Below are 25133 nucleotides of genomic sequence, written 5' to 3'. Positions count from 1 at the left end.
TCGAGCGGACGCCGGGCGTCGGTTCCGGACGGGATGAACATCGGTTTCCCCGATTCGTTCGCGAGGCTCCGGCCGCAACCGACGGCAATCGTCCTAAGACAGCGTTAGAAAGGGCGCCCTGCGCTTCCATCTGTGCTGTGACTGCGCACACACTGATCTCCGACCGGCGCAAGGCCGCGTCGAAGAAGGAGATCTTGTGACTACGACACAACCTGTCAGCGAGCGCCGGGTGGTCGCGAATGTATTGCGCGGATCCATCGGCAATCTCGTCGAGTGGTACGACTGGTATGTCTATGCCGCATTCAGCGTGTATTTCGCGAAATCGTTCTTTCCGAAGGGCGATTCGACCGCGCAATTGCTATCCACCGCCGCGGTTTTCGCGGTCGGCTTCCTCATGCGGCCACTCGGCGGTTGGGCGCTCGGCCGCTACGCCGACAGGTTCGGACGCCGCTCGGCGCTGACCCTGTCGGTGACCGTGATGGCGGCGGGTTCGCTGCTGATCGCGGTCACGCCCGGATACCAGACGATCGGAATCGCCGCGCCGGTACTGCTTTTGCTGGCCCGATTATTGCAGGGCCTTTCGGTCGGTGGCGAATACGCGACCAGCGCAACGTATTTGTCCGAGGTGGCCTCTACGGGTAAGCGCGGATTCTATTCGAGTTTCCAGTACGTCACGCTGGTCGCGGGCCAGTTGGTGGCGCTCGGCGTGCAGATCATCCTGCAGCAGTTCCTGAACAATGCGCAGATGAACAACTGGGGCTGGCGCATTCCGTTCGTCATCGGTGCGGCAGCCGCGCTGATCGTGATGTGGCTGCGGCGCAGCATGGACGAATCCGAGCACTTCGAAGCCGAGGTCGAGGCCGAGCGTGCTCCGGCCGCGAGGAGCGCCGATGCGAAACAGCCCGCCCGCGGTTCGCTGCGGATGCTGCTGCAGTACCCGCGGGAATGTCTGCTGGTGATCGGGCTGACGCTCGGCGGCACCGTCGCGTTCTACACCTACACGACGTACATGCAGAAATTCATGATCAATACCTCCGGCATCTCGAAGTCGACGGTCTCGTGGATCAACTTCATCGCGCTGCTGGTCTTCGTGGTGCTGCAGCCGCTGGCCGGCGCACTGTCCGACCGCGTCGGACGCCGTAAGCTGCTGATCTTCTTCGGCGTCGCGGGCACCTTGTTCACCGTGCCGATCATGACTGTGCTCGCGCATACCAAGAATCCGATCGCCGCCTGGGCGCTGATGATGGGCGCTCTGGTCATCATCACCGGCTACACCTCGATCAATGCCATTGTGAAGGCCGAGCTGTTCCCGACCAAGATCCGCGCGCTCGGCGTCGGCCTGCCGTATGCGCTGACCGTCGCGATCTTCGGCGGTACGGCCGAAACCATCGCGCTGTCGCTGAAGCAGGCGAACCATGAATCGCTGTATTTCTGGTACGTCGCCGGGTGCATCGGAATCTCGCTGCTGACCTACTGGTTCATGCGGGAGACCTCGACCGGATCCGCCATCGACGCCGACACCGCTGCCGCGGACGAAATCTCGCTCGCCAAGGCGAATACCTCGGCCACCGGGACGGGCCGTGTCCGCGCGGCCGCTCGACCCTGACGGCCCGACCGCACACGTCGCTCCACTGCTGTGCGAGGATCGGCGTGTGCGGCTTGCGGTGGTCGAGGACGATGACGGTGTAGGCGATGCGCTGGTAGAGGCGCTCAACGCCCGCGGTTATCAGGCCGACCGCAAGCGTCGCGGCGCCGATCTGCTCACTGCGCACCGCGGTTATGACGCGGTCATCCTGGATCTCGGATTGCCCGATGGTGACGGTCTGCAGGTGCTGCGCCAACTGCGCGAGGTGAGCTCCGTGCCGGTGCTGATCCTGACCGCGCGCAGCGACGAACGCTCGATCGTGCGCGGACTGCGCGGCGGCGCCGACGACTATTTGGTGAAGCCGCCGCGGATCGCGGAATTGATGGCCCGGCTGGAGAATGTGGTGCGGCGCGCGGCCGCCGGATCGCAACCGGAGCGGGCCGAGGTGGTCACCGGGGATGTGCGGGTCGATCTTGCGGCCCGGGTGGTCGAGGTGGCCGGGCGGCCGATCGCATTGACCCAGAAGGAATTCGAATTGGTCGAGGCACTGGTGGAGCGGCCCGGTGCCGCGGTCAGCCGCCAGCAGTTGATGGATCGGATCTGGGGTGATGCGTTCGTCGCGGTATCGCGCTCACTGGATGTGCACATGACCGGACTCCGCGCGAAATTGGACCGACCTGGGCTGATCACGACGATTCGCGGCTACGGTTATCGCTGGGGCCAGTGATCGTGCCGGTCCGACGGACACCAGAGGGCGTCTGAGAACATTGCCGGTGCCCTGTGGCAGACTGCCGTCTATCCGGGGCACCGACCAGTGTCGCGAGTCCGGGAGCCGAAGCGCGAGCTCTGGCAACCAATGTCCGTGGACGCCGACGGCGCTGGTGCGGGTGAAACCAGCCCGGATGAAGCGGAAACCGAGGTGCGCGGTCTCGTGATGCGCACGGAGGACATCCGAGAAGGATGGTGTCTGGAAGTGCCGAAATGGTTCCAGACACGCTGTAACAGGAGCGGAGCCCCGGCATGCGCAGACGACTACTCGTCGCGCTGACGGTATTCGCTGCGATTGCGGTATTCGCCTTCGCGGTACCGCTCTCGCTGACCTTCGCGACCAGCCGCACCAAGGAATTCGTGGCCGATCGCTCCGGCGATGCCGACCGGTTCGCCAGCCTCGCCAATGCCGCGGTGGCCGAGGGGGACAGCCGGGCATTGGCCGACGAGGCCGAGCGCTATCACGATCTCTACGGGGAAAATGTGCTTGTGGTCGATGCCCGCGGCGCACGGACGGTGAATGCGGGTGTGGACGCGACCGCCGACCCCGTCGCGGCCGCCGTTGCCGCGGCACGCCGCAATCAGCGGCCCCAGCCGGTCTATCGGCTGACCCCGTGGAGTGGCCCGACGGTGCTGATCGCCCGGCCCGTCGGTACCGGGGTGCAGGTCAACGGCGCGGTGGTGATCGAGGCATCCACCGCCCCCGCCCGGCGTGATATCGCCCGTGCCTGGGCGGTGATCGCGGTCGGAGCGGTCCTGGCCATGGTGGTATTCACCATGCTGGCGCTGAGTCTGGCGCGCTGGGTGCTGCGTCCGCTGGCGGCACTGTCACAGGCGGTCGCCGAATTGACCGCGACCCTGCCGAAGCCGCGCGCCGAGGCCGCCGCGCATGTCTCGATCGCGCGCCATCACGGCGGGCCGCCGGAGATGCGGGCGGTCGCGGAATCCTTCGATGCCATGGCATTGGCCGTCGCCGATTCCGCGGATGCGCAACGTCAGCTTGTCGCCGATACCGCGCATGCCATGCGAAATCCTCTCGCCGCCTTGATGATTCGTCTCGACTCGCTGGAGTCCGGCATTCCGGAGAGCGCGGTGGCCACCTTCCGTGGCGCGGGTGCGGAGGTCGAACGGCTGACCGCACTGCTCGATGGCCTGCTGAGTTTGGCGGTCGCGGAGACGCCTGCCGCCTTCGAGGCCGCGCGCACCTCATCCGACCCCGAAAACTATTGCGACGCGGTACAAGTGGCTGCCGATCGGGTCGACGCCTGGTACTCCGCCTACGAGAATGCTGGGCAGGACTTGCGGGTGCAATCGCAGGTGGCCGAGGCCGACACCGCGGTCTCCGCCGATGCACTCGCCCAGATTCTCGATGTGCCGCTGAGCAATTCGTGCAGCTATGCCGGACCCGACACGAAAACCGTGATCGTGGTGGATGCCGAACCGGGCTGGGTGACGGTGACCGTCTGTGACAATGGCTCCGGTGTCGAGCCCGCGGAGATCGATAAGCTGACCACCCGGTTCTTCCGCGGTTCCGGTGCTTCGTCCGGCGGTTCGGGGCTCGGCCTACCGATCGCGGCGGCATTGGCCCAGGCGCGTGGGGGCACTTTGTCCGTGCGCCCCGTGCAGCCACACGGTCTCGCGATCCAGATTCGGCTGCCGCAGGCGGTGCGGTCATGATGCGGCGGCGGAAGTTCCTGGCGCTCACCGTCTTCGGTGTCGCGGCCGGTGCCGTTGGCTGTGGTGGCAGCCCGGAGCGGGTGCGAGTGGCCTCGGGCGAGGTCGGCGGCTTCTATCAAGCATTCGCGGAACTGCTCGCGACGGTGGCCGCGGAGGTGGGGACGGTCCGGATCGATCCGGTGACGACGAGCGGGTCCCAGGAGAATCTGGCGATGTTGGCGAACGGCCAGGTGGATGCCGCGCTGACGCTGGCGGATTCGGTGCAGAGTGAGCGGGCTCCGATGGTGGCGCTCGGTCGGGTCTACGAGAACTATCTGCAGTTGGTCGTGCGGTCGGACGCGCCGATTCAGCAGGTCACCGATTTGCGCGGGACCCGAGTCAATCTGGGGGCCGCGGGATCCGGCGCGGCGGTGACCGGTGAGCGGCTGCTCTGGGCAGCGGGGGTGAATCCCGTTTCGGATGTGGATGTTTCGCATCGACCACTGCGCGATGCGGTGGCGGGTGTGGAATCCGGTGAGCTGGACGCGCTGCTATGGGCCGGCGGTGTGCCGACCGACGCACTCGATGTGCCGCAGCGGTTGCGGCTGGTGGAACTCGGCGAGTTGGCCGCGCCGATGCGGGAACGCTTCGGACATCTCTACGATTTGGTCGAGATTCCCGCTGACGCCTATGCCAGCGGGCGTTCGGTCCGCACGGTCGGCGTCGCGAATCTGCTGCTTGCCGCCCCGACCATGTCCGATGCCGCGGCCGGGGCGATCGTCGATCTGCTGGTTTCCTATGCGGACAGGCTGGTGCCCGCCGAGGCGGCGGGCACCCAGTTCCTCGATACCCGCTCGCTCATCGGAACCGATTCCATCCCGTTGCATCCGGGTGCGGCGGCGGTGTACCGACGGCGACACGGTTGAGCGTCAGGAACGCACCAGGCGAGCAATGGCGTCGGTGGCTTCTTTGATCTTGGCATCGGCCTCGGGACCACCGGCGACCGCCGCGTCCACCACGCAGTGGCTGATGTGGTCCTCCAGCAGCCCCATCGCAACGGCCTGCAGTGCCTTGGTCATCGCGGAGACCTGGGTGAGGATATCGATGCAGTACTTCTCTTCCTCGACCATGCGCTGTAGGCCGCGGGCCTGGCCCTCGATCCGGCGCAGGCGCTTGAGGTAGTCGTCCTTGGCGGTGATGTAGCCGTGGCCGGCATGGTCGTGCGCGGCATGGTCGTGGGTGGTGCCCGCCGAGTCACTACCCGGCACGGGCGCGATGTCATTGTGCGACGGGGTGGATGTCACCGACTGTCTCCTCGCTGCTCGCCAGCCGGGTTCGCACCGGCCCAATTAATACCCCCCTAGGGTACAGTTTCGCGCGGCGGTTGTCAGGTTACGCCGCGCTGCGCCGCGTCGGCCACCGGTGTTCGGCGCTGCTGTGGCCAGCGCGATGCCGCTGACCACCAGCGCACCGCTGATCCTCTGCATCGGCACGACCGATTCATCGAGCAAAAGTCACGACAAGTTCCAGCAGCGGCCAGACCTGCAGGTGTGCTCGGCGAGCGCAGTGTCGACAGCACTGAACAGCATTGGTAGCAGGTCGGTCAGGCTAACCGCCCAGGCGGTCGTGGCGGCACGGAAAGGCTCGGAGCCGAGCAGTACGACAGTGCTCAGCGAATCCGAGGGCCGCTCCGACAGCGATCACCAACTCGGGTCGTGCTGAACGAAGGGCGATTGGCGGATGTGGACCCGTCTGGTCGGGAATCGGGGACGAGCGAGAGAATCGGTGCATGAGTTCAGATGTTCGGCCCGCGCTCGCCGTGATCGGCGGTAGTGGCTTCTACGATTTCTTCGACAGCGAGGCGACCACCGTCGAGGTCGAGACGCCCTACGGCAAGCCGAGCGCGCCGATCGCGGTTGGCGAGGTCGAGGGCCGTGCGGTGGCCTTCTTGCCCCGACATGGCAAACAGCACGAATTCGCGCCGCATACGCTGCCATACCAGGCCAATATGTGGGCGCTGCGTTCGATCGGGGTGCGGCGGATCTTCGCGCCGTGCGCGGTCGGCAGCCTGCGCGCGGACTGGGGCCCGGGGACCGTGGCGGTGCCGGATCAGCTGGTCGACCGAACTTCGGGCCGTCCGCAGACCTACTTCGACGGCGGTGGTGTGCACGTCTCCTTCGCAGACCCGTACTGCGACGAACTGCGTGCCGCGGCAACGAAATCCGCGACAGATGCGCTGCCGATGAAAGCCACGGGCACCATGGTCGTGGTACAGGGCCCGCGCTTCTCCACCCGCGCCGAGAGCCGCTGGTTCGCGGCGCAGGGCTGGGAACTGGTCAATATGACCGGACATCCCGAGGCGGTGCTCGCTCGTGAACTCGAAATGTGCTATGCCGCAGTCGCTTTGGTGACCGATCTGGATGCCGGTCTGGAGGAGGGCGACGGTGTGCACGCGGTCGACGTCTTCGCCGAATTCAAGAAGAACCTGGGGCCGTTCAAGGACCTCATTCGGCGCTCGGTTTCGGCGGTCACCGCAACCGACACCTGCGACCGGTGCCGTGTCCATGCGGGAGTGTCGCTGCCGTTCGAACTACCGTGAGTTCGTGCGGTTAGTGGCCGATATGTGAGCCGGATTGGAAGCGGAGCTGAAACGCGGGGTGCGGATGCGATGAGAGTACTGGTCACCGGGGCAGCCGGGTTCATCGGGACGCGGTTGGGGCTGGCGTTGGCCGCGGCCGGGCACGAGGTGGTCGGGGTCGATCTACTCGGGCCGGATGTGGAAGTGCCGGATGCGGTTTCGCGGGTGGACGTGCGCGATGCCGATGCGCTCGAACCGTTGCTGCGTGGCATCGACACGGTTTGTCATCTCGCCACCGTCACCTCCGCACCCGAATCGGCGGTGTTCGCCGCGCACAATGATCTCGGGACCGCCGTGCTGCTCGATGTGATGGGACGGGCGAAGGTGCGTCATCTGGTGCTCGCCTCGTCCATCGTGGTGTACGGCGAGGGGCGCTATCGCGGGATGAACAGTGGGCCATTCTATCCCGGATTGCGGCGGCGGGCCGATCTGGATCGCGGCATGTTCGACCATTTGGCGCCGCGCACCGGGGAGTTGCTCACCTGGGAGTCGGTCACCGAGGACGCGCCGCTGCGTCCGCGCGGCTTTTACGGCGCCAGCAAGCTGGCACAGGAAAACTACGCGCTCGCTTGGGGGTTGGCCACCGGCGCGGCCGTCACGGCATTGCGCTTCCACAACGGCTACGGCGCGGGCGCGCGCGGCGGCTTCATCGGAAACTTCCTCACCGCATTGGATCAGGGCCGTCCGCCATTGGTCGGCGAGGACGGCGGGCAGGTCAGGGATTTGGTGCATGTCGACGACATCGTGGCCGCCACCGTGGCCGCTGTCGACCGCCGCCCACCCGGTTTCGTCCCCCTGAACATCGCCTCCGGCCACCCCATCACCATGTGGGAAGTCGCCTCGATCATGGCCAAAGCCCGCGGCGGCCCGGCCCCCGTGGTAACCGGCAGCTATCACCTCGCCGACGCTCGCCACTTAGCCGCCGATCCCGAACGAGCCAGGCGCACACTGGGTTTCATCGCACGCATCCCACCAGCCCGGGGTCTCGCCGAACTCGCCGCCCCAGCGGTCGAAATCACCACACCCCAACGAGAATCCGCACCATTACACGTCCGCGTTGCCACGCCTGCGACCACACCGGACCCGCATCCAGAGCCTCGACCCGCGGCACCGTCCGAACCCCATCCCAACGCCGCGAACGTGAATCCGGCTACGCCCCCACCGCAGCCCGCGATCGAGTCGAAAGCGAAGACGCCTCCGTCCCCACCCGAGTTCGCGACACCGGAGGCTGGTGCGGGCTCGCCGTTGTGAGGGCGCATCTCGTCCCGAGTCGGCGACGCCATCGGTTGAGCCGCCTCGCCGGACGTGGTGGAGTCCATCATGCGCAATCACCGAGCCGAGCGTCGAGGCGATTTGCGAATGAATCGAGCGATCAGCGCCCCAGCCTCGGCTGTACCGTCGGCACCCGGAGTTAGGCTCGCGCGGTGGATACTCCGCTACGGCTAGAGGTCATCGTGGCCAGCACACGCCCGCAGCGATTCGCTCCGGTGGTCGCCGACTGGTTCCTGCGCACGGTCCGCGCCGCTCCCGAATTCGACACCGGCGTCATTGATCTCCTCACCACCCCACTGCCCACCGATCTCACTTTCACCACCGAGGTTGCGGCCTACCGCGAGCGTCTGGCTGCCGCCGACGCCTTCGTCGCCATCACCTCCGAGTACAACCACGGCTACCCTGCGTCCCTGAAAACCGCCTTCGACAACGCGAAACACGAATGGCGTGCCAAACCCATCGGCTTCGTCTCCTACGGCGGCCTTTCCGGCGGTCTGCGCGCCGTCGAACAACTCCGTCAGGTGGTCGCCGAAATCCACATGGTCTCGATCCGCGAAACCGTCAGCTTCCACCAGGCCAAAAAGCAGTTCGACGAATCGGGCAATACCCAGGACGGCGCCGCCATCGACGCCGCAGGTCGCCTGATCCGGCAATTAGCCTGGTGGGCAAGAACTCTCCGCACCGCCCGCAGCGCAGACCCCTACCCAGGCTGACCAGCCAGCCGACCCGGTTGTTCCAACCGCGCGGAGCCGGAGCGCACATGCCACAAAGGTGCCTCGCGCTGGCGCATCTTCGGCGCTGGTGCTTTCGGCCTTGGTGCCCCGGTCGGACCCCGCAGCCCGGCACACGGTGGGGCGTCGCGGCTCTCGCGCACCCAAGGTGCCTGCGGCCAGCCGCTCAGCCACCATCCCGCGCAACGAAACCGACCGCTACTGCGGACTTTCCGCCATAGCCCTGCGCCCCCGCGGATGCCCGATATACGTCGCCTCGCGCGGAATCGACACCAGCGTCAGATCGACCTGAGCGGTTCCGGTCCGCAGCACCACATGGTTGCCGATGGCCCCCGGCTGGTGGATCGACAGGTCTGGACGGGTCGCGGGCCAGCCCATCGGATCTCCGGTGACATAGATGGTCGTGACACCGGCATGCGGCGCGGGTGCCAGCACACCATCGACCACGGTCGCGGTGAACCCGGCATCGGATTGATGCGTCTCCACCGCGATCTGCAGCCGCTCAGGATTCCCGATGGTGGTCACCAAGTTCTCCCAGGCATGCGCCCGATCGGTACGGATCAGGATGCGTTCGCCGACCGCCAACGCGCGGAACACCAACTGCTGAGCCAGATACAGCTCGCCGGCCAGATACACCGTCGAGATACCGGTACCGACAATGCGAACCGCGACACCCTGCCCCTCGTCATCCGACCCGATCAGCTGACCGCATCCGGACGACGGCAGATGCAGTGCGCTGATCACATCGATCGGGTACTCGGTCACCGGGACGGCATGGTCCAGATCCGGAATGGCCAGCGGCAGATGCGCGAGCAGACCATCGCGCTGCCGTCCGTTCATCGAGATCAAGCCCTTGAGTTTGGTGCGCTCCGGCAGTTCTCGTGCGGTCAGCCGCCAAGCCGCGCCGATGCTCACCGATTCGGCCGAACTACCGGGACGCAGCCGCACCGCGACGGTCGTACCGCGCGACGGCGCAACCCACAGCTGCGAGAGCAGATCCGAACCAAGCCGCTTCGGGTCGACTGCGCTACCGATATTCACACTGTTGCCGATTTCGGCGTAGCGCCAGCGATGGGTCAGCGTGCGCGGATCGAAGCCCTGCGTGACCTGTAGGACCGCCTTGCGGATCTCGGGCGCGGTGAGGATGCGGGCGCTGCAGTCGGCATCCTCGAGGGTGCGCATAATGCGTTGTGTCGCAATGGTTACCGTGCGTGAGGCGCCCTCATTGCCGCCACCGCGCCTGGCCGCGGCCTCCGGGCATGCGATCGCGTCGAAGCTGATGGCGAGCCACACATTCCGGTGCGCGGTCGCGGGCAGCGGACCTAGCAGCGATTCGTAGATCTTGCCGGCGGGCGTACCGGAGCGGCTGCGGTGACCGTGACTGATGATGTCGATACCGCTGAGCAGAATGTCGTGCTGGTTCAGGCATTTCGCCAATTCCGGCAGCGGCAGCAGATGCGAGGCGTGGACTGTGGTGCGGGCGATCCGGGTCAGCCCGCCCTTGGGCGCCTGCACCTCGACGACCGTGACGACCCGGCTGCCTTCCCAGTACAGGCCGAGCGAGCGTCCGTCCGGGCCACGGAAGTCGACGGTATCCCCGAGCTGGTAATCGCCGTGGGTGACATAGCGCCACCAGGTGGCGATCCAATCCAGGATGGTGCGCTTGGCGACCGGGATCAGTGGCAGCAGTCCGACAGTCACCGCGACGCCCAATGCGGGCCAGGCACCGAGCCCGAGGAACAGGGCGAGCAGTCCGGCAATGAGCCCGATCACCTGCGCGATAAGCAGATTCGGCAGTGAGATGCGCCCGAGCAGCGGGCGTGGTCCCGCGCCGGCTTGTTCGGCCATCGTCGTCCCCCAAGTACCCGGTATCGGCCGTATCGCAGCGGCCGAGCTGAACAATAGTCCTCGGGAACTGTACTGTGTTCGGCGAACGCGAGCATTGTTCGGGGAGGGAAACATGCCTTCAAAACCCACCACACGCTGGCAGGTGAGCGGTTACCGCTTCCTGGTCCGCCGGATGGAACACGCACTGGTCCGCCGCGATGTGCGCATGCTGCACGATCCGATGCGCTCCCAGTCCCGTGCCTACGCGGCCGGTTTGATCATGGCCATCGTGGTGCTGGCCGGTTGTGGTGTGCTCGCGCTGCTGCGCCCGCAGGACAAGATCGGCAGCAACAAGATCCTGATCGGCAAGGAATCCGGCGCCGTCTACGTGGTGATCAACGATGTGGTGCATCCGACGCTGAACCTCGCCTCGGCCCGGTTGGCCGCGGGATCGCCGGAAAAGGCCGTCATCGTCAAGGAATCCGAGGTCGGCAAGAAGGCGCGCGGCCAGCTGATCGGCATTCCGGGTGCACCCTCCTCGCTGCATTTCGACACCGACGGCAAGGGCCGGATCTGGACCGTCTGCGACCAGATGAAGGTGGACGGCAGCAAGGACCTCACGACCTCGGTGCTCGCCGGCAGTCTCTCGCTCGGCGAGAAGGCCTCGGTCATGGGTAAGGATCGGGCGCTGCTTGTCCAGGGCAAGGACGCGGCCTATCTGGTCTACGACGGCAAGCGCGCCCGCGTCAACCTCAAGGATCGTGCCGTCACCGATGCATTGAAGATCACCGGTGCCACCGCCCGGCCGATCGGCGAGGGCCTGCTCAATACGATTCCCGAAGTGCTGCCGATCATTCCGCCCGCGATCGATAACCCGGGCGGCTTGGTGACCTACTCGGTCGGCAACCACCGGATCGGCGACGTGGTGCATGTGCCCGCGCAGCCCACTACGGAATACGTTGTGCTGCAGGACGGTCTGCAGCAGATCTCGTCGGTGACCGCCGAGATCATCCGCAACCGGTATCGCTCGATGTCCGGCAACGACATCGTCGATCAGACCGACAAGACCTACGCGCCGGTATCGAACGCACTGCAAGTCGTCACGTACCCGCAGGCCGTGCCGACCATCGTCGATTACAAGGACCAGCCGGTCAGCTGTTTGTCCTGGAAGCCATTGGCCGCCGCCGCGGACAATAAGGACGGCGGCAATCGCGCCGAACTGTCGGTACTCACCGGTGTGGCACTGCCGATTCCGGATAACGCCAAACTCGTGCCGCTGGCCCAGGCCGACGGTTCCGGAGCCAATGCCGACTCGGTCTACATCCCGCCGGGCACCGGCGCCTTCGTCCAGACCACCGGCATCGAACCCGACAGCCGCCGCAAGGACAGCAAGTTCTACATCGCCGATACCGGTGTTCGCTACGGCATCAAGGACTCCGATGCCGAAAAGGCGCTCGGCATGGATTCGGATTCGGGCACCAAGGCCGAACCGGCACCGTGGCCGATCGTCGGCCTCCTCGCGGCCGGTCCGAGCTTGGCCCGCGCGGATGCCATGGTCGCCCACGACGGCGTCGCCGCGGATCCGTCACCCTCGAAATCGCCTGTCGCCTCGGCGAATTGAGCAAGGTTGTGGGTCGAAGTCAGTTGAGCGGTGTCACCGCTGGGTGGTGGCACCCCTCAACTGACTTCTGAAAGTTGTTGTCTGCGTTGGGGGCCACTAATTCAAGGCCCGCCATCCCGCCCAGGGCCGCGATCCCCGGCATGGTCCACGTCGAGACCGACCGCGGTGCCGGCTGAACGCACGATCGCCAACCAATCGGTTCCCGTCGCGTCCGTCATGCGTGAACCAGTGTGCTGTCGATCCGGGAGCTATGCAGGTCCATGCGATGCTTCTCGGCGCAGCTGGCACCCAGTAAGTTCACGGCATAGCGCAGTTGGGCCGAGACCGCTTCCCGAACCAGGCCACCGCCGTAGGTGCGATCCCAGGAGCTGAACTCGCGCGCTGCAGTTCGTACCTGTTCGATTTCCGCCAAGCCGACCATCGACGGGGCAGGCGTTGGTTCAAGTTGTGCCACCAGATCCAGTAGCGGATGTTTGGTCGCGACCGCCGCAGTGACGCCAAGCGCGGCGCGAACAAATTCCTGGCGTTTCACATCGCCGAGCCTAACTCCGGACTTAATGGGGAGCTTGAACCAAAGCAGCTCGGGCGGTACCTCCAGCACCTCTGCCCATCGGATCAGCTTGGACAGTTGCTCCGGGGCTGGACCCTTTTCGATGCGGCTGAGTTGGGCTTGGGTGAGGCCAAGCCAGGTGGCGACCAGCTCTTGGGGCAGCGGTCGACTGTGAAACGGGTGCATGCGGTAGGCGAAGATCACCCGGCCCATGTGCCAGGTAGCGAGCGCATCGCGCATCTGATCGGTTTGCCAGAAGGATGGCGGTACCGGCGACGGCTGCTGTCGTTCATCCCGAAGCGCGATTTCGCATGGCGCACACCGTGATTCAAGGTTGTACCGACTCAACCTACTCCCACATCGAGCACAGTACCGCTCTACCTGGGGTCCCCGCCTCATGATGGCTGCTCCCGCGTTTTCCTGGGGTTTTTCGCCGTTTCGTTTGGTCGCGTGACCCCATCGGGGCTTGACAGGCGACGCTATACGTTTCATGCATACTCCGCATGCCTCCTTGTCGTGGCCCTTTTCGTCCCTGAAACCGACCCTTGGGCGGTCGCGAAAACCTTGCCAGGAAAGGGGTAGGCCGTGGCGTTGTCCCTAGTAGTTCCCATCTTTGGTCCGCCAGCAGCGGGCAAAACTACGCTCACGATGCAGCTCGGATCGGGACCCGGGCGCCGGGTGTTCCGACTGCGCGAGCATGTCTCCCAGGAGGTGCTGGCCGCAACGGCGGTCACGCCGGAGCAGTTGGGTTGGATCGACGACTACACCGTTGCCGAAGCACTCCACTCCTACTTCGAGACCGTCGATTCGGACTCGGAGGTCCAGGCGGTGCTGCTCGACAACTTTCCCGGTTCCGCGGTTCAGGTTGATCAGCTGCTGGCGATCCTGTGGTCGCTGACGCCCTGCCGCATCGAGGCCATCGAAGTCGTGACCGACGTCAAGACGCTCCGGCAGCGTGCTCGGAACCGGAAGGTCTGCCATCGCTGCGAGCGTGACCCGATCAACGATCCCCGCTTGCCGGCAATTCCGAGCGATATAGACCCATGGCAGTGCGGCCGGTGCGGGGGCTTGCTTCATCCCAGACGCGGCGACTCACCGCGGCTGTTCAAAGCACGTATGCAGCGCTACCGCCAGGCGGCTGCGGATATCCGTGATGGCTTCGCCCATGCCGATGTCACCGTCACCCAGCTCGACACCACCAACACCATCGACGGGGTGGCCAATCTGCTTGCCCCGCTTCTTATCTCTCGGAGTGCACCGCGATGACTACCGTTGATCTGCCTACGCCTGGCCTCCGAACCAACGGTGACGGCTATGGCCATGCCCGCATGCCCCGTGGTGCCGACGTTCCGGAACCGGATCGAATCGACCGTGTCGCTTATGGCCGATTCCGGAACGTCTATCTCTACATCACCGAAGCTTGCCAATTGCGCTGCGAACACTGCTATATGGGTGAGCGGTTGGATCGCGCGCTCAAGATGTCGGTGCCGCAGATTGTGGACACTCTCACCACCTGGCGTCGGATGGGCGGTGACAAACTGACCATCCTCGGTGGCGAACCCACGCTGCATCCGCATTACTGCGACGTGATTCGGCTGAGCAAGAAGCTGGGATACGAGCACGTCATCACCACGACGAATGCCCAGAAGCCAGCCCTTCGCCGCTTCCGCCAGCTCGAACCCGACGATTTCGCCTACATCCAAGTCAGTTTGGACGGTGGTAGCGGCGATAGCCACGACACGATTCGTGGCGCGGGCACCTTCACCCAGGCACTGGAAACCACTGCCGAGCTGACCCACCGCGGTTTCGACACCCGCATCATCTGCACCGTCAACAAGCAGAACGAGGGCGATGCGCTGCAACTGCTCGACATTGCCGATCACCTCGGCATCAGCCTGGTGAAGTTCCATGTTTTCTCCACCATTGGCGCCGGACACGGCAATACCAAAATGGCTATGACGCCACTGGAGTGGGTGGACTTCTGTGACAACCTGAATGCGGTTGCAGCACAGTACAACACGCGAGTGTGGTATCAGCCGACCTACGCCCGGCGTAACCAAATGAAGCGCTACGCTGCCGAGGGCTACCAGGGATGCATCGGCCGGACCTTGGATCGCATCTCGATCTTCCCGGACGGCCGCTGTTACGTCTGCTCGTATCTGTTCGACACCGATCTGTATTTCGCCCAGATGGTCGACGGTCAGGTGCAGCTGAACCACGGGGTTAATGAGTTCGACCTGTTCACTAGCGCGTTGGCCGAAAGCTCCTGCGGCGGTTGCAAAGCCAGCGCCTGCCAGGGCGGCTGCCCGTATGACACCTCCTGGATGATTAGATGGGCGGCCTCGCCACCCGAGAGGTGGATGGAAGAGGAAGCAGGCGGGGACGATTCGGATGATCGCGGCCGGTGGACGGACGCAGCGACAGACCCGATATAAATGCCACCTGCATACAGGAATACTGGGCGATGGTGGCGGGAGAATACAGACACCGAGGTTTTGCCACGGTTGCAGGACATCCGGCCTCCCACGCGCGCGACGCCGATTCGACGGCCGCCGTGGGTAGGGCGTAGTGGCAGGTTCCCGACAACCGCCAGCCGTCTCGACACGACGAGGTAGCTGAACTACGCGGGTTCATGGTTTAGTCCTCGGATAGTGCGGCCGCGCGCAACTCGGCGACTTCGCTTCGTAGCGCGCGGATTTCGTCGATCAGCACCGTAAGCTCCCCTTCGGTGCGGTCGGCGCCCACCTCGACGGCCTTCAGCTGTTCTATTACCCAGCTGGTGGTGGTGCCGATGGCGAAGCTGATCAGGCCGATGCCGAGTGTCATCAGGATCAGCGCGATCAGGCGGCCGTGCACGGTCACCGGATACACATCGCCGTAGCCGACCGTGGTCACCGACACCATGGACCACCACAGCGCGTCGCCGAAGTTGTGGATCTTGCTGTCGGGTGCGCCGTATTCGGCGTCGAAGAACGCCAGACTGCACAGCACCAGCGTGAGTGCCGAACTGGTGCCGACGAATATCGCGAGCCGGGCGCGCGTTACCCGGTTGCGGTTGAGTTGGTCGAGCACTAACAGCGCCGCCCGCAATAGCCGCACCGGACGGAACGGCGGCAACAGTACGATCAACAACTCCACCGGATGTGTGCGCACGAACCGCCAGCGATCGGTGGACAGCCAAGTCCGGATGCCGAAGTCCGCGGCGAATACCACCCAGATCATGATGTCGACCCGTTCGAGCCAGGCATCGAGTCGCGGTGACGCTCCGGTATCCAATACATGCCAGGCGTAGACGCAGATGAAGAGCACGGCGAGCACCAGCATCGGGATAGCGGTCGCGTGTTCCCAGGTTCGTCTGCGGCTCGGGCTGCTGCTGTCGGATGGTGCTGCGCTCATCTGGACCATAGGAACTACCTGTATCGATCGGGTGCGACACCCTGGGGACCGCCGTTTGCCACGACGACGCTACATATCGTCCGAGCTGACCCCGAACCGGCGGCGGATCGGAAATGAGGCGAGGTAGCCGAGAACCAAGAGGGTCCCGATGATTCCGGTGCCGATCAGCGCCACATTGCGGGCCCGATTGTCCGGCGGCGGAGCCGGTTTCGGCACCGCGAGCTGGGCGCTCTTGGCCAGGCTCGGCCGCTTGGGCGGCAGCGGCGTGCTGTTCACCTCATCGGTCAGTGCCGCGACCGGATCGACCGCGCCGTAGCCGATATACGGACTCCAGCCCTCGGCGGGTGCGTGCGCGGTGGCCTGTATCCGCTTGACCACATCCAACGCGCTCAGTTCTGGAAAGCGGGCGCGTACCAGCGCGACCACGCCGGATACCAACGGCGTCGCGAAGCTCGTCCCGCTCATCGCCTGTTGCTGCCCTTGCTGATTCACGGTGCCGGTGGCGGTTCCGGTCCCGCGCGGGTCGAGCGAAACCATATTCTCGCCCGGCGCGGACACGCTCACCCACGGTCCGGGCACTGTGAACTTCGACGGTGCGCCGTTGGAATCGATCGAGCCCACCGAGAGCACATAGTCGTCCCAGCGCGCCGGGCTCACATTGACCTTGACATTGCTCCACGGATCGGCGGACGGATTCAGCGGATCGATGATCTGTTGTTCGGTCTTGCAGGCGCCGTCCTGGTTTCCGGCCGCCACCACCACGACCACGTTCTTCTCCAGCGTGGCGTATCGCACTGCCGCGCCGATGGATCCGTCGACGTCGTTGGACGAGCCACACCACACCTCGGAGATATTGATGACGCTGACGTTCGCATCGGCCGCACGCCGGATCGCCGAGGCCATGGTGGCCAGATTGCCGTAGCCCTCGGGCAGGTCGTCGGGATTGCGCTCCCTGGACCGGCCTTCCTTCTGATACATCTTGCTGGTCTGGCGGATGGTCATGATGCGTGCCTCCGGCGCGACACCGGAGAACCCTTGACCGTCGATCTTCGAAGCGGCGATCAAACCCGCGACAAAGGTGCCGTGCCCGTCGCAGTCCTCGGTGCCGTCGCCCGAGTTCGCCACGAAGTCGCCACCGGCGATCAGTCCGGGCAGCCGGGGATGATGCGCGACACCGGTATCGATGACCGCGATGGTCTGGCCCTCACCCATGGAGAACCGCCACGCGCTGTCCAGATCGAGTGAGCGCTGCGCCGTGGGAATCGTCGCGCCCTCACCACCCGACACCGTATTCGAGCAATCGGAATTCGCTGGCCGCTCAGTCTTTTCCGGTGGCGCGGCCGGATCGCCCGCGGGCAGCAGACCCGGATTCACCGCGGGTGGGTGATCCGCGGCAGCGGGGCCCCCGAGCCCCAATGACGCGCTCAGGCCCAACGCCACGGCCGTCGCCGCGACGCGCATACGCCTGGTCATGCCTGCGCCTCGCTGGCGCTCGGCTCCGGCATGACCAGGCTGCTCGCTGTGTTCATTGTTCACTCGCCGCGCTCGCTCAGAGCCCGCGAACGAGGGAGTAGAGCGAGGCCACCCAGAACACCAGCGGCAGCACGGCGGCCACGAACGCGTACTCGAGCAATTCGACGCCACGGCGCATCGGCGGTGTGGCGGACTGATTCGGAACGATGATGCCGAGAATCAGCGCGGTGACCAGCACCAGCATCGCCGCCCCGAAGACGGCCAGCGGCTGTTCCATGCCGATGGCGACGCCGACCATCATGATCAGCACGATCGCCGCGCCGCCCGCGATCAGCACCACGGCCTGTTCCGCACCCGCGTAGGTCCGGCTGCGGAACATCAGCACCACGGCGGTCACCAGTGCCAGCGCGATACCCGGCCAATACGGATCCGCGGCACCGGGATCGGTGGCCGACAACGCACCAGCCACCGAGACCAGCGTGGTCGCGAAGACGAGTCCGGCCAGGTACATGCGCGCCCGCTCCGACTTCATCCGCAGCACTTCCATGGTCGGCAGCGCGCGGTGATCGTCCGGATCGTCCTCGGTCGGGTCGATCGGGGTGCCGGGGGAGGGCACCGGCGGCAGCGGCAGCTTGGCGAGCAGCATCGAAATCCGTGGTGCGAGCGAAAGACCCGTGAGTCCAAGCGCGGCGAGGACGGCGCCGATGGCCTTCTCCGGCTGGTCGGTCAGCATGCCGACCAGCGCGGCCGGTACCGCGTACACCGCGAGCGTGGCCGCGCCGATGAACAGCGCGAGTCCGACGCCGGTGACGCGCCAGGCGAGAACCGCTGTCGCGCCGACCAATACCGAACCGAGCAGCAGATGCGCCCAGCCGTAATCGTCGGGTACATAAAGCATTCCGGCGGTGAACGCGGCGGGCAGCGCACAGCCGCCGAGCACCAGCGCGGTCGAGGTATCGCCGTACATCCGGCTGAGCACCATGCCCGCGACCACGAGCAGAATCGCCACGGTCAACGCGAGCGAACCGCTCACCCAGCCCGGCAGCGCGTCCTTGGACAGCAGCAGACCGAGGCAGCCGACGATCATGGTGAGCGCGGCGAGCACCGAACCGGTGATCCGGGCGACCTTCGGCGTCCAGCTGCGGTAGTGATCGGCATCGGCGATCGCGACGTTGTACATGATGTCGTCGAACAGCGGCGTCGGCGCGGTATGCGATGCGCTCTCCAGCATGAGCAGCTCGCCGTCGCGCACGCCGTGCTCACCGAGGCTCAGCGAATTGGAGAAGGGGGGATGGCCGATTCGGGCCAGCACCCATTCGGCGGGTTCGAAGCGTTCACCCTCATTGTCGAAATCGTTGGTCCGGCTGTGTTGAGCGACCATATCGACGACACTCGGAATCACCAGCGCGACCGGCACATCGACCGGAATCGCCATGTCCACCTGGGTGTGCTTCGCGAGAATCGTGACCCGGGCGAGGTCGGGCGCACGGACGATGCCGCGAGAGGATTCTTCGTCGATGTGGTCAAGTCGCGCGTGCGTCAAGCTTCCCCCAACTCGGTCTCTACCTCGTATTTCCGCGTCCCGTGAGCGAGGGGGCCGAGCTTGCGAACCCACCGTTCGGGCAGCAGAATGCTGGTCGAACTGTACGACATGTCAGCTGTGCCCTCTACACTGAGGCCGAAAGGCGCAGCTTGCGAAGAGGGGGATCTCGTCCGATGAGTACCGTCCGGTTCCAGCGGCGTGCGCGTCGCGAGATGCCACGCACGCCCGGCGGCGAGGTCACGCTGCAGCCGCCGCCCGAAATCCCAAGGGTGACACCGGGCAGCCTGGTATCGAAGCTGATGCCGGTCGTGATGGTCGTCGGCATGGTCGGCATGATGGCGCTGCTGTTCACCCAGGGCGGCGGCATCGCGTCGAACCCGATGAGCATGATGTTCCCGATGATGATGGTCGTCTCCATGGTCGGCATGTTCGCCGGTCAGGGCAGCGGCAAGGGACAGAAGGCGGCCGAGGCGAACGAGGACCGCAAGGACTATCTGCGCTACCTCGACCAGGTCCGCAAGGACGTCGACCAGACCGCCGCCCAGCAGCGCGCCTCGGTCGAGTGGAGCCATCCGGAACCGACGCTGATCTGGATGTTGGCCGGTACCAGCCGCATGTGGGAACGTCGCGCCGGGGACAAGGATTTCTGCCACGCCCGCATCGGCATCGGCGGGCAGCGCCTGGCCACCCGCCTGGTCGCGCCGGAGACCGGTCCGGTCGAGGAATTGGAGCCGATCGCCGCGGTCTCGCTGCGCCGCTTCGTGCGCGCGCATTCCACGGTTCCGGATCTGCCGACCGCGATCGCGGTCAAGGGCTTCGCGACCATCGCGCTCGATGGCGACCGCGCCGAGGCGCGCGATATGACTCGCGCAATGTTGTTGCAGCTGTGCATGTTCCAGGCGCCGGACCAGGCGCTCATCGCCATCGTCTGCGGCCCGGACACCGCTCGCGAATGGGAGTGGACCAAGTGGCTGCCGCACACCCAGCATCCGGACACGCAGGACGGTATCGGCACCCAGCGCATGTTCTACGGCTCGATCCGCGAGGCCACCGCGGGCCTGCATCCGTTGCTGGCCAACCGCGTTCGCTACTCCCGCAACCAGCCCGCCAACGCCAACCTGGTGCATATCGTCATTGTCGTCGACGGCGGCCTGCTGGAGGCCGAAGAAGACCACCTTCGCGAATCCGGTTACGAAGGCGTGACCATTATCGACTTGTGCGGCTACGCACCGCGTTTGGCGGTTTCGCGTGGCATCAAGATGCTCGTGGAGAACGGTGAGTGCGTCGGTCGCGGCGCCACCGGCAACCAGGAGCGTTTCGCGCTGATCGACCGGATCAGCCCGGAGCAGGCCCAACAGGTCGCGCGTCGACTCGCGCCGTATCGCGCCGCGACCCAGCGCAGCAGCGATGTGGAAAACGATGACGCCGAGGTGATCTCGACCTGGACCCAGCTGATGAAACTCGGCGATATCGGTACGTTCAACCCCGAACATGCCTGGCGTCCGCGTTACGGCCGCGAGCGGCTGCGCGTGCCCTTCGGTGTCGGCGCGGATGGTGCGCCCATCGAACTCGATATCAAGGAAGCCGCCGAAAGCGGTATGGGCCCGCACGGATTGTGCATCGGCGCAACCGGTTCCGGTAAGTCGGAGTTCCTGCGCACCCTGGTGCTCAGTCTGCTGGCGACGCATTCGCCGGACCAGCTGAACCTGGTGCTGGTCGACTTCAAGGGCGGCGCGACCTTCCTCGGGCTGGACGGTGTTCCGCACGTCGCGGCCGTCATTACCAACCTGGAAGAGGAAGCCGACCTCGTCGACCGTATGCGCGACGCCCTGGCCGGTGAAATGAACCGCCGCCAGGAAGTGCTGCGTCAGGCGGGCAACTTCGCCAATGTCTCCGAATACGAGAAGGCGCGTGCCGCGGGCGCCGATCTGGACCCGCTGCCCGCACTGTTCGTGGTGCTCGACGAGTTCTCCGAATTGCTCACTCAGCATCCGGATTTCGCCGAACTGTTCGTGATGATCGGCCGCCTCGGCCGCTCGCTGCACGTGCACCTGCTGCTGGCCTCGCAGCGCCTCGAGGAAGGCAAGCTGAAGGGTCTGGAGAGTCACCTCTCCTACCGCATCGGTCTGAAGACGTTCTCCGCCAACGAATCCCGCCAGGTCCTCGGTGTTCCCGACGCCTACAACCTGCCCGGCATCCCCGGCGGTGGCTACCTCAAATCCGACTCCGGTGAGATCCAGCGTTTCCAGGCTGCCTACGTCTCCGGCCCCTACATCGGCGGCGGCTCCCAGCGCGAGGTCACCCAAGCCGGTGTCGCGGGCGGCGAAATCGACATCACGGCACGCCCTTTCACCGCAACCCACGTCGACTTCCGCGCGATCGACCGCGTCCCGCTGCCATCGGAGGCGTCGCACGATCCGGAGCCACAGTCCGAAGACGGCGAACAGATCTCCAACCTGAACATGCTGGCCTCCCGCATCCAGGGCCACGGCCGCCCGGCCCACGAGATCTGGCTCCCGCCCCTGGACGAGGCTCCCACCCTCGATCAGCTCATCCCGCGCAGCGTGCTTACCGGCGAATACTCCGCCGTCGCCACCCTGCGCGCGCCCATGGGCATCGTCGACCGCCCCTATGACCAGCGCCGTGACCCCTTCGTCGTGGACCTGTCGGGCTCACGCGGCAATGTCGCGGTTGTCGGCGGCCCGCAGTCGGGTAAGTCGACGGCCCTGCGCACCATGATCATGGCCCTGTCCCTCACCCACACCGCCGAACAGGTGCAGTTCTACTGCCTCGACTTCGGTGGTGGCACCCTGGCCAGTCTCGAAGGCCTGCCGCACGTGGGTTCGGTGGCCAGCCGCCTGGATGAGGACAAGGTCCGCCGCACCATTGCCGAAATGACCACGGTCGTCCGTCAACGCGAGGCACGATTCCGGCAACTCGGCATCGAATCGATGACCGAATTCCGCCGCCTGCGCGCCATGGACCCGGCCAGCAGTCCGGCCGCAGCCGGTGCCCACGAGGATTCATTCGGCGACGTCTTCCTGGTGATCGACGGCTTCAGTTCGGTCCGCCAAGACTTCGACCCGCTCGAACAGCCGATCATGAACCTTGCGGTACAGGGTCTGTCGTATGGCGTACACGTCGTCATCGCCCTCAACCGCTGGGCCGAGGCCCGCCCCGCCCTGAAAGACCAGATCGGCACCCGAATCGAACTCCGCCTCGGTGACCCCATGGACTCCGACCTCGGCCGCAAGTTCGCTTCGCTTGTGCCGCAAGGTCGTCCGGGGCGCGGTATGACGCCCGAGTGCCTGCACATGCTGACCGGTCTGCCGCGCATCGATGGCAGCGCGGATCAGGACAATCTCGGCCAAGCCGTCGCTGATGCGGTGGCGACCATCGCCCGCCTGACCCCGGGCCGCCACGCACCCGCGGCCAGGATGCTGCCGGAAATGCTGCCGCGCGAGCAGCTGCTGCAACTCGCGGGCAATTGGCCCTCGCAGGTCGATCCGGAAGCCAAGTGCATGCGAATTCCGCTCGGCATCAACGAATCCGAGCTGGCTCCGGTCTACCTCGACTTCAACGAGAGCCCGCACTTCATCGTCATCGGTGATACCGAAAGCGGTAAGACGACCTTGCTCCGGTCGATCATCGAGAGCATCGCGGCCTCGAACACACCGGATCAGGCCCGCTTCATCCTCGGCGACTACCGCCGGTCAATGCTGGGACTCGTGCCCGACGGGTACCTTGCCGGATACGGTTCCACCGCACCGCAGTTCACCCAGAACATGACCGATCTCGCCGCCTATGTGGCGCAGCGGACCCCGGGACCCGATGTCACGCCGCAGCAGTTGCGCGACCGCTCGTGGTGGCGTGGCCCGGAGCTCTACGTCATCGTCGACGACTACGACCTGGTCGCCTCCTCCAGCGGCAACCCGGTATCGGCACTGGTCGACCACCTGCCGCATGCGCGTGACCTCGGATTCCACGTGATCATCGCGCGCCGTTCCGGTGGTGCCAGCCGGGCCATGTACGAAGCGACGGTCGCGCGCATGAAGGATCTCGGTTCGGCCGCACTGGTCATGAGCTGCAATAAGGACGAAGGCGTGCTCTTCGGCACCACCCGACCCGGTATAAAACCGCCTGGGCGAGGCACCTACGTCACGCGCAATACCGAGGGCCTGATTCAGCTGGCCTGGATGCCACCGGCCGAGTGATGCCGAACGTCGATCTGGTGGTGACCGACGCCCGCATATGGGCGCGCGGTCCGGCCACCCATTGGGATGCGCCGCCCTCGGTGGTGCTCGGCAGCAATGGGGATCTCGTTGTCGGCGAGCCACTTACGCCGCCGACGCAGGTCAGCTCCGCGGTCCAGTACGTCGCGGCAGATCGGATCGCCTTGCTGCCGCGTGTGCCGAGCCTCGCCGACGTGATGGCCTCGGTGGTCGGGACGGTCATGCGCAACCTCGGTGTCCCGGTGCCATGTGCGCAGATCACCGTCGTCTGCCCGACCGAATGGGGTGCTCGTCGACGAGCGGCATTTGCCGAGGCAGCGCGCCACTTCACCGCGGATGTGGTGTTCGAGGACATGGCAATTCGCGCGGTGGTCGCCGACGTCGGCACCGCTCGTAGTTGCCGCACGCTCGTCTTGGAGTTCGGCCCGCTCTCGACCACCGTGACCGCCGTGGTGCGCAGCCACCAGGGCATCCACATCGAATCATGTGAGCACGAACCGAATCTCGCGGTTGCCGATATCGAACCGGAGTCGACTGCCTCCTACGATCTGTGCGAGCTCATCGATCGCGTGCTCGCGGGTGAGCCCGCCGATATTGCTCAGGCCGTTGGGGTCTCCGATCCGGCGAAGCTGGACCTGATCCGGTCGGCGGTGCAACAGGTCTGCACCCAGGTGATCGAAGTACGTCCGATCGCGGGCGCGGATCTGGTGCGTGGGCCACAGCAGGAACCGGAATATCAACCCGAAGTCGCCCCGTTGCCGACCACTGAGTGGATGCAGCCGTTGCGTCAGCGGGCCGCGGCCATGCAGCCCCCCGGTCGAAATACCAAGGCCTATGCGATCACTGGTATCACCGGAGTGCTGGTGGTCGCCGCGGTTGCGGTCGGTGCGATCTTCGCATCAGGCGGCTCGGACGACAAACCCGCAGTTGCGGCACCGAGCCCATCAGCGGCCGCAGCCACGACTTCGCAGTCGCCGATCACGCAACCACCGACGACCCCGAAGACAACGTCGGAAACCGTTGGCCGCATGAGCTTTCAGATCCCAGCCGGATGGCGCCTGACGCAGGCCATCGACCCCGCCACATCGCGAGTCGACCTCGTCCCGGCGGACGGAACCCGCGCCCGCATCACCCTCATCCAGAACCCCGTCGCCGTGGGTACCGGATACGAGCAAGTCGCCACCAATCTCGAAACCCAGATGAAGCATCAGCCCAACGGCAAGCTGAGCGATCTGAAGCGCGACGTGGTCTTCGGCGGCAAGTCCGGGCTCGCCTACACCGAACAACCAGGCGACGGCTCAACGGTGAGCTGGCACGTGCTGGTCGAACACGGACTTCAGGTCAGCACCGGATGCCAGTACATCAGCGGCTTCGACTCGATCAAACAACCTTGTGAGCAGTTCGCGGCCTCGATACGGGTCAATCCCTGAATGGTGTTGTCCCAAGTACGGTTTCGCTGCTCAGCACATATATCATTCGAGCCCCCGGCAATCGCCGGGGGCTCGAGTTTGTCCGAGTTCGAACTCAGAAGATGTTCGACAGCGCGACGTCGGTGCCTTGAAGCTCCGAGTTGCCCTTGTCGATGAGCTGACCGGCACCCTGCAGGGTGGTGTTCAGCTGGATGCTCATCTGGTTCCAGTTGACCTGGAACTGATGGAACGCATCGTTCGCCGCACCGCTGCCGTATGTTTCGATGTACTCCTCGACCTTCTTGTGGAAGGACTCGAGCTCGGTCTGAATGTCGCCGGCACGCCTGACGATCTGCCGAGCGCCTTCTGCGACGCCGTCGAAATTGGCGGAGATGGTCTGGCTCATGGAAGTCTCCTTGGGAGTAAGTCGGG

At 65.5% G+C, this 25133-nt stretch carries 18 protein-coding genes and 1 pseudogene; 12 read left to right on the top strand and 7 right to left on the bottom strand.

Features of this window, described 5'->3' with window-relative positions; genetic code table 11:
* The first annotated feature begins 196 nt into the window (after positions 1-196).
* The 4 genes from AB0L63_RS06930 to AB0L63_RS06915 all read left to right on the top strand — a co-directional run bounded on the left by AB0L63_RS06930 (position 197) and on the right by AB0L63_RS06915 (position 4935).
* The gene (locus AB0L63_RS06930) at positions 197-1606 is read left to right on the top strand and encodes an MFS transporter (protein ID WP_364495823.1); all 1410 of its coding nucleotides are present in this window, start codon (positions 197-199) and stop codon (positions 1604-1606) included.
* 46 nt (positions 1607-1652) lie between these two features.
* Positions 1653-2312 carry a response regulator transcription factor gene (locus tag AB0L63_RS06925; protein WP_364495821.1) on the top strand — a complete coding sequence of 220 codons (660 nt, stop codon included), beginning with the start codon at positions 1653-1655 and terminating at the stop codon, positions 2310-2312.
* Between the two features lie 293 nt (positions 2313-2605).
* On the top strand, positions 2606-4030 hold the full coding sequence (locus AB0L63_RS06920) for a HAMP domain-containing sensor histidine kinase (protein WP_364495818.1): 1425 nt from the start codon (positions 2606-2608) through the stop codon (positions 4028-4030).
* Positions 4027-4935: a TAXI family TRAP transporter solute-binding subunit gene (locus AB0L63_RS06915; protein WP_364495815.1), complete on the top strand. Its 909-nt coding sequence runs from the start codon at positions 4027-4029 to the stop codon at positions 4933-4935. Before AB0L63_RS06920 ends, AB0L63_RS06915 begins: the two co-directional genes overlap by 4 nt.
* A 3-nt stretch (positions 4936-4938) precedes the next feature.
* On the opposite strand, the gene AB0L63_RS06910 is transcribed toward AB0L63_RS06915, so the two are convergent.
* Complete coding sequence (locus AB0L63_RS06910; protein WP_364496854.1) at positions 4939-5277, bottom strand: metal-sensitive transcriptional regulator; 339 nt, start codon at positions 5275-5277, stop codon at positions 4939-4941.
* A 521-nt stretch (positions 5278-5798) separates the two neighbouring features.
* Between AB0L63_RS06910 and AB0L63_RS06905 the strand changes: the two genes are divergently transcribed.
* From AB0L63_RS06905 to AB0L63_RS06895, 3 genes and pseudogenes are all read left to right on the top strand, one after another.
* Positions 5799-6608, top strand: a complete 810-nt coding sequence (locus tag AB0L63_RS06905; RefSeq protein WP_364495812.1) for an S-methyl-5'-thioadenosine phosphorylase — start codon at positions 5799-5801, stop codon at positions 6606-6608.
* Between the two features lie 69 nt (positions 6609-6677).
* A pseudogene (locus AB0L63_RS06900) lies at positions 6678-7646 on the top strand (NAD-dependent epimerase/dehydratase family protein); the annotation flags it as partial.
* 425 nt (positions 7647-8071) lie between these two features.
* Complete coding sequence (locus AB0L63_RS06895) at positions 8072-8632, top strand: NAD(P)H-dependent oxidoreductase (RefSeq protein ID WP_364495809.1); 561 nt, start codon at positions 8072-8074, stop codon at positions 8630-8632.
* A 216-nt stretch (positions 8633-8848) separates the two neighbouring features.
* Here AB0L63_RS06895 and eccE read toward each other — a convergent pair whose 3' ends face one another.
* Positions 8849-10498 (bottom strand): type VII secretion protein EccE, encoded by a 1650-nt coding sequence (eccE, locus tag AB0L63_RS06890; protein WP_364495806.1) that lies wholly within the window; start codon positions 10496-10498, stop codon positions 8849-8851.
* A gap of 112 nt (positions 10499-10610) precedes the next feature.
* On the opposite strand from eccE, the gene eccB reads away from it, so the two are divergent.
* On the top strand, positions 10611-12098 hold the full coding sequence (gene eccB, locus AB0L63_RS06885) for a type VII secretion protein EccB (RefSeq protein ID WP_364495803.1): 1488 nt from the start codon (positions 10611-10613) through the stop codon (positions 12096-12098).
* Positions 12099-12312: 214 nt separating this feature from the next.
* Here the strand turns inward: eccB and AB0L63_RS06880 are convergent, their stop codons facing one another.
* Positions 12313-12888 carry a helix-turn-helix transcriptional regulator gene (locus tag AB0L63_RS06880; RefSeq protein WP_364495802.1) on the bottom strand — a complete coding sequence of 192 codons (576 nt, stop codon included), beginning with the start codon at positions 12886-12888 and terminating at the stop codon, positions 12313-12315.
* Positions 12889-13296: 408 nt separating this feature from the next.
* Between AB0L63_RS06880 and AB0L63_RS06875 the strand changes: the two genes are divergently transcribed.
* Together AB0L63_RS06875 and AB0L63_RS06870 are read left to right on the top strand one after the other, a co-directional pair.
* The gene (locus AB0L63_RS06875; RefSeq protein ID WP_364495800.1) at positions 13297-13914 is read left to right on the top strand and encodes a hypothetical protein; all 618 of its coding nucleotides are present in this window, start codon (positions 13297-13299) and stop codon (positions 13912-13914) included.
* Positions 13911-15083: a radical SAM protein gene (locus AB0L63_RS06870; protein ID WP_364495797.1), complete on the top strand. Its 1173-nt coding sequence runs from the start codon at positions 13911-13913 to the stop codon at positions 15081-15083. Before AB0L63_RS06875 ends, AB0L63_RS06870 begins: the two co-directional genes overlap by 4 nt.
* A gap of 202 nt (positions 15084-15285) precedes the next feature.
* Here the strand turns inward: AB0L63_RS06870 and AB0L63_RS06865 are convergent, their stop codons facing one another.
* The 3 genes from AB0L63_RS06865 to eccD all read right to left on the bottom strand — a co-directional run bounded on the left by AB0L63_RS06865 (position 15286) and on the right by eccD (position 19060).
* Positions 15286-16044, bottom strand: coding sequence for a potassium channel family protein (locus AB0L63_RS06865; protein WP_364495794.1), 759 nt, complete (start codon positions 16042-16044; stop codon positions 15286-15288).
* A gap of 69 nt (positions 16045-16113) precedes the next feature.
* Positions 16114-17517, bottom strand: coding sequence for a type VII secretion-associated serine protease mycosin (gene mycP, locus AB0L63_RS06860; protein WP_364495792.1), 1404 nt, complete (start codon positions 17515-17517; stop codon positions 16114-16116).
* A 76-nt stretch (positions 17518-17593) separates the two neighbouring features.
* Positions 17594-19060 carry a type VII secretion integral membrane protein EccD gene (gene eccD, locus AB0L63_RS06855; protein ID WP_364495789.1) on the bottom strand — a complete coding sequence of 489 codons (1467 nt, stop codon included), beginning with the start codon at positions 19058-19060 and terminating at the stop codon, positions 17594-17596.
* 173 nt (positions 19061-19233) lie between these two features.
* Between eccD and eccCa the strand changes: the two genes are divergently transcribed.
* Positions 19234-23274, top strand: a complete 4041-nt coding sequence (eccCa, locus tag AB0L63_RS06850) for a type VII secretion protein EccCa (RefSeq protein ID WP_364495786.1) — start codon at positions 19234-19236, stop codon at positions 23272-23274.
* Entirely contained in the window at positions 23274-24722 is a 1449-nt protein-coding gene (locus AB0L63_RS06845; RefSeq protein WP_364495783.1) for a type VII secretion-associated protein, read from the top strand. Before eccCa ends, AB0L63_RS06845 begins: the two co-directional genes overlap by 1 nt.
* 94 nt (positions 24723-24816) lie before the next feature.
* On the opposite strand, the gene AB0L63_RS06840 is transcribed toward AB0L63_RS06845, so the two are convergent.
* Complete coding sequence (locus AB0L63_RS06840; protein WP_364495781.1) at positions 24817-25107, bottom strand: WXG100 family type VII secretion target; 291 nt, start codon at positions 25105-25107, stop codon at positions 24817-24819.
* Positions 25108-25133: the final 26 nt, after the last annotated feature.

The sequence above is a fragment of the Nocardia sp. NPDC051990 genome (genome assembly GCF_040680755.1).
Classification (GTDB): domain Bacteria; phylum Actinomycetota; class Actinomycetes; order Mycobacteriales; family Mycobacteriaceae; genus Nocardia.
Note: the sequence above shows the minus strand (reverse complement) of the source record. Positions and strands in the feature narration are given on the sequence as shown.

Excerpts from the sequence above, each read along its gene's own strand:
- AB0L63_RS06920 (WP_364495818.1), top strand. The coding sequence starts at position 2,606 with ATGCGCAGACGACTACTCGTCGCGCTGACGGTATTCGCTGCGATTGCG.
- AB0L63_RS06915 (WP_364495815.1), top strand. The coding sequence starts at position 4,027 with ATGATGCGGCGGCGGAAGTTCCTGGCGCTCACCGTCTTCGGTGTCGCG.
- AB0L63_RS06905 (WP_364495812.1), top strand. The coding sequence starts at position 5,799 with ATGAGTTCAGATGTTCGGCCCGCGCTCGCCGTGATCGGCGGTAGTGGC.
- eccE (WP_364495806.1), bottom strand. The coding sequence starts at position 10,498 with ATGGCCGAACAAGCCGGCGCGGGACCACGCCCGCTGCTCGGGCGCATC.
- eccB (WP_364495803.1), top strand. The coding sequence starts at position 10,611 with ATGCCTTCAAAACCCACCACACGCTGGCAGGTGAGCGGTTACCGCTTC.
- AB0L63_RS06880 (WP_364495802.1), bottom strand. The coding sequence starts at position 12,888 with ATGCGCGATGCGCTCGCTACCTGGCACATGGGCCGGGTGATCTTCGCC.
- AB0L63_RS06875 (WP_364495800.1), top strand. The coding sequence starts at position 13,297 with ATGCAGCTCGGATCGGGACCCGGGCGCCGGGTGTTCCGACTGCGCGAG.
- AB0L63_RS06870 (WP_364495797.1), top strand. The coding sequence starts at position 13,911 with ATGACTACCGTTGATCTGCCTACGCCTGGCCTCCGAACCAACGGTGAC.
- AB0L63_RS06865 (WP_364495794.1), bottom strand. The coding sequence starts at position 16,044 with ATGAGCGCAGCACCATCCGACAGCAGCAGCCCGAGCCGCAGACGAACC.
- mycP (WP_364495792.1), bottom strand. The coding sequence starts at position 17,517 with ATGACCAGGCGTATGCGCGTCGCGGCGACGGCCGTGGCGTTGGGCCTG.
- eccCa (WP_364495786.1), top strand. The coding sequence starts at position 19,234 with ATGAGTACCGTCCGGTTCCAGCGGCGTGCGCGTCGCGAGATGCCACGC.
- AB0L63_RS06845 (WP_364495783.1), top strand. The coding sequence starts at position 23,274 with ATGCCGAACGTCGATCTGGTGGTGACCGACGCCCGCATATGGGCGCGC.
- AB0L63_RS06840 (WP_364495781.1), bottom strand. The coding sequence starts at position 25,107 with ATGAGCCAGACCATCTCCGCCAATTTCGACGGCGTCGCAGAAGGCGCT.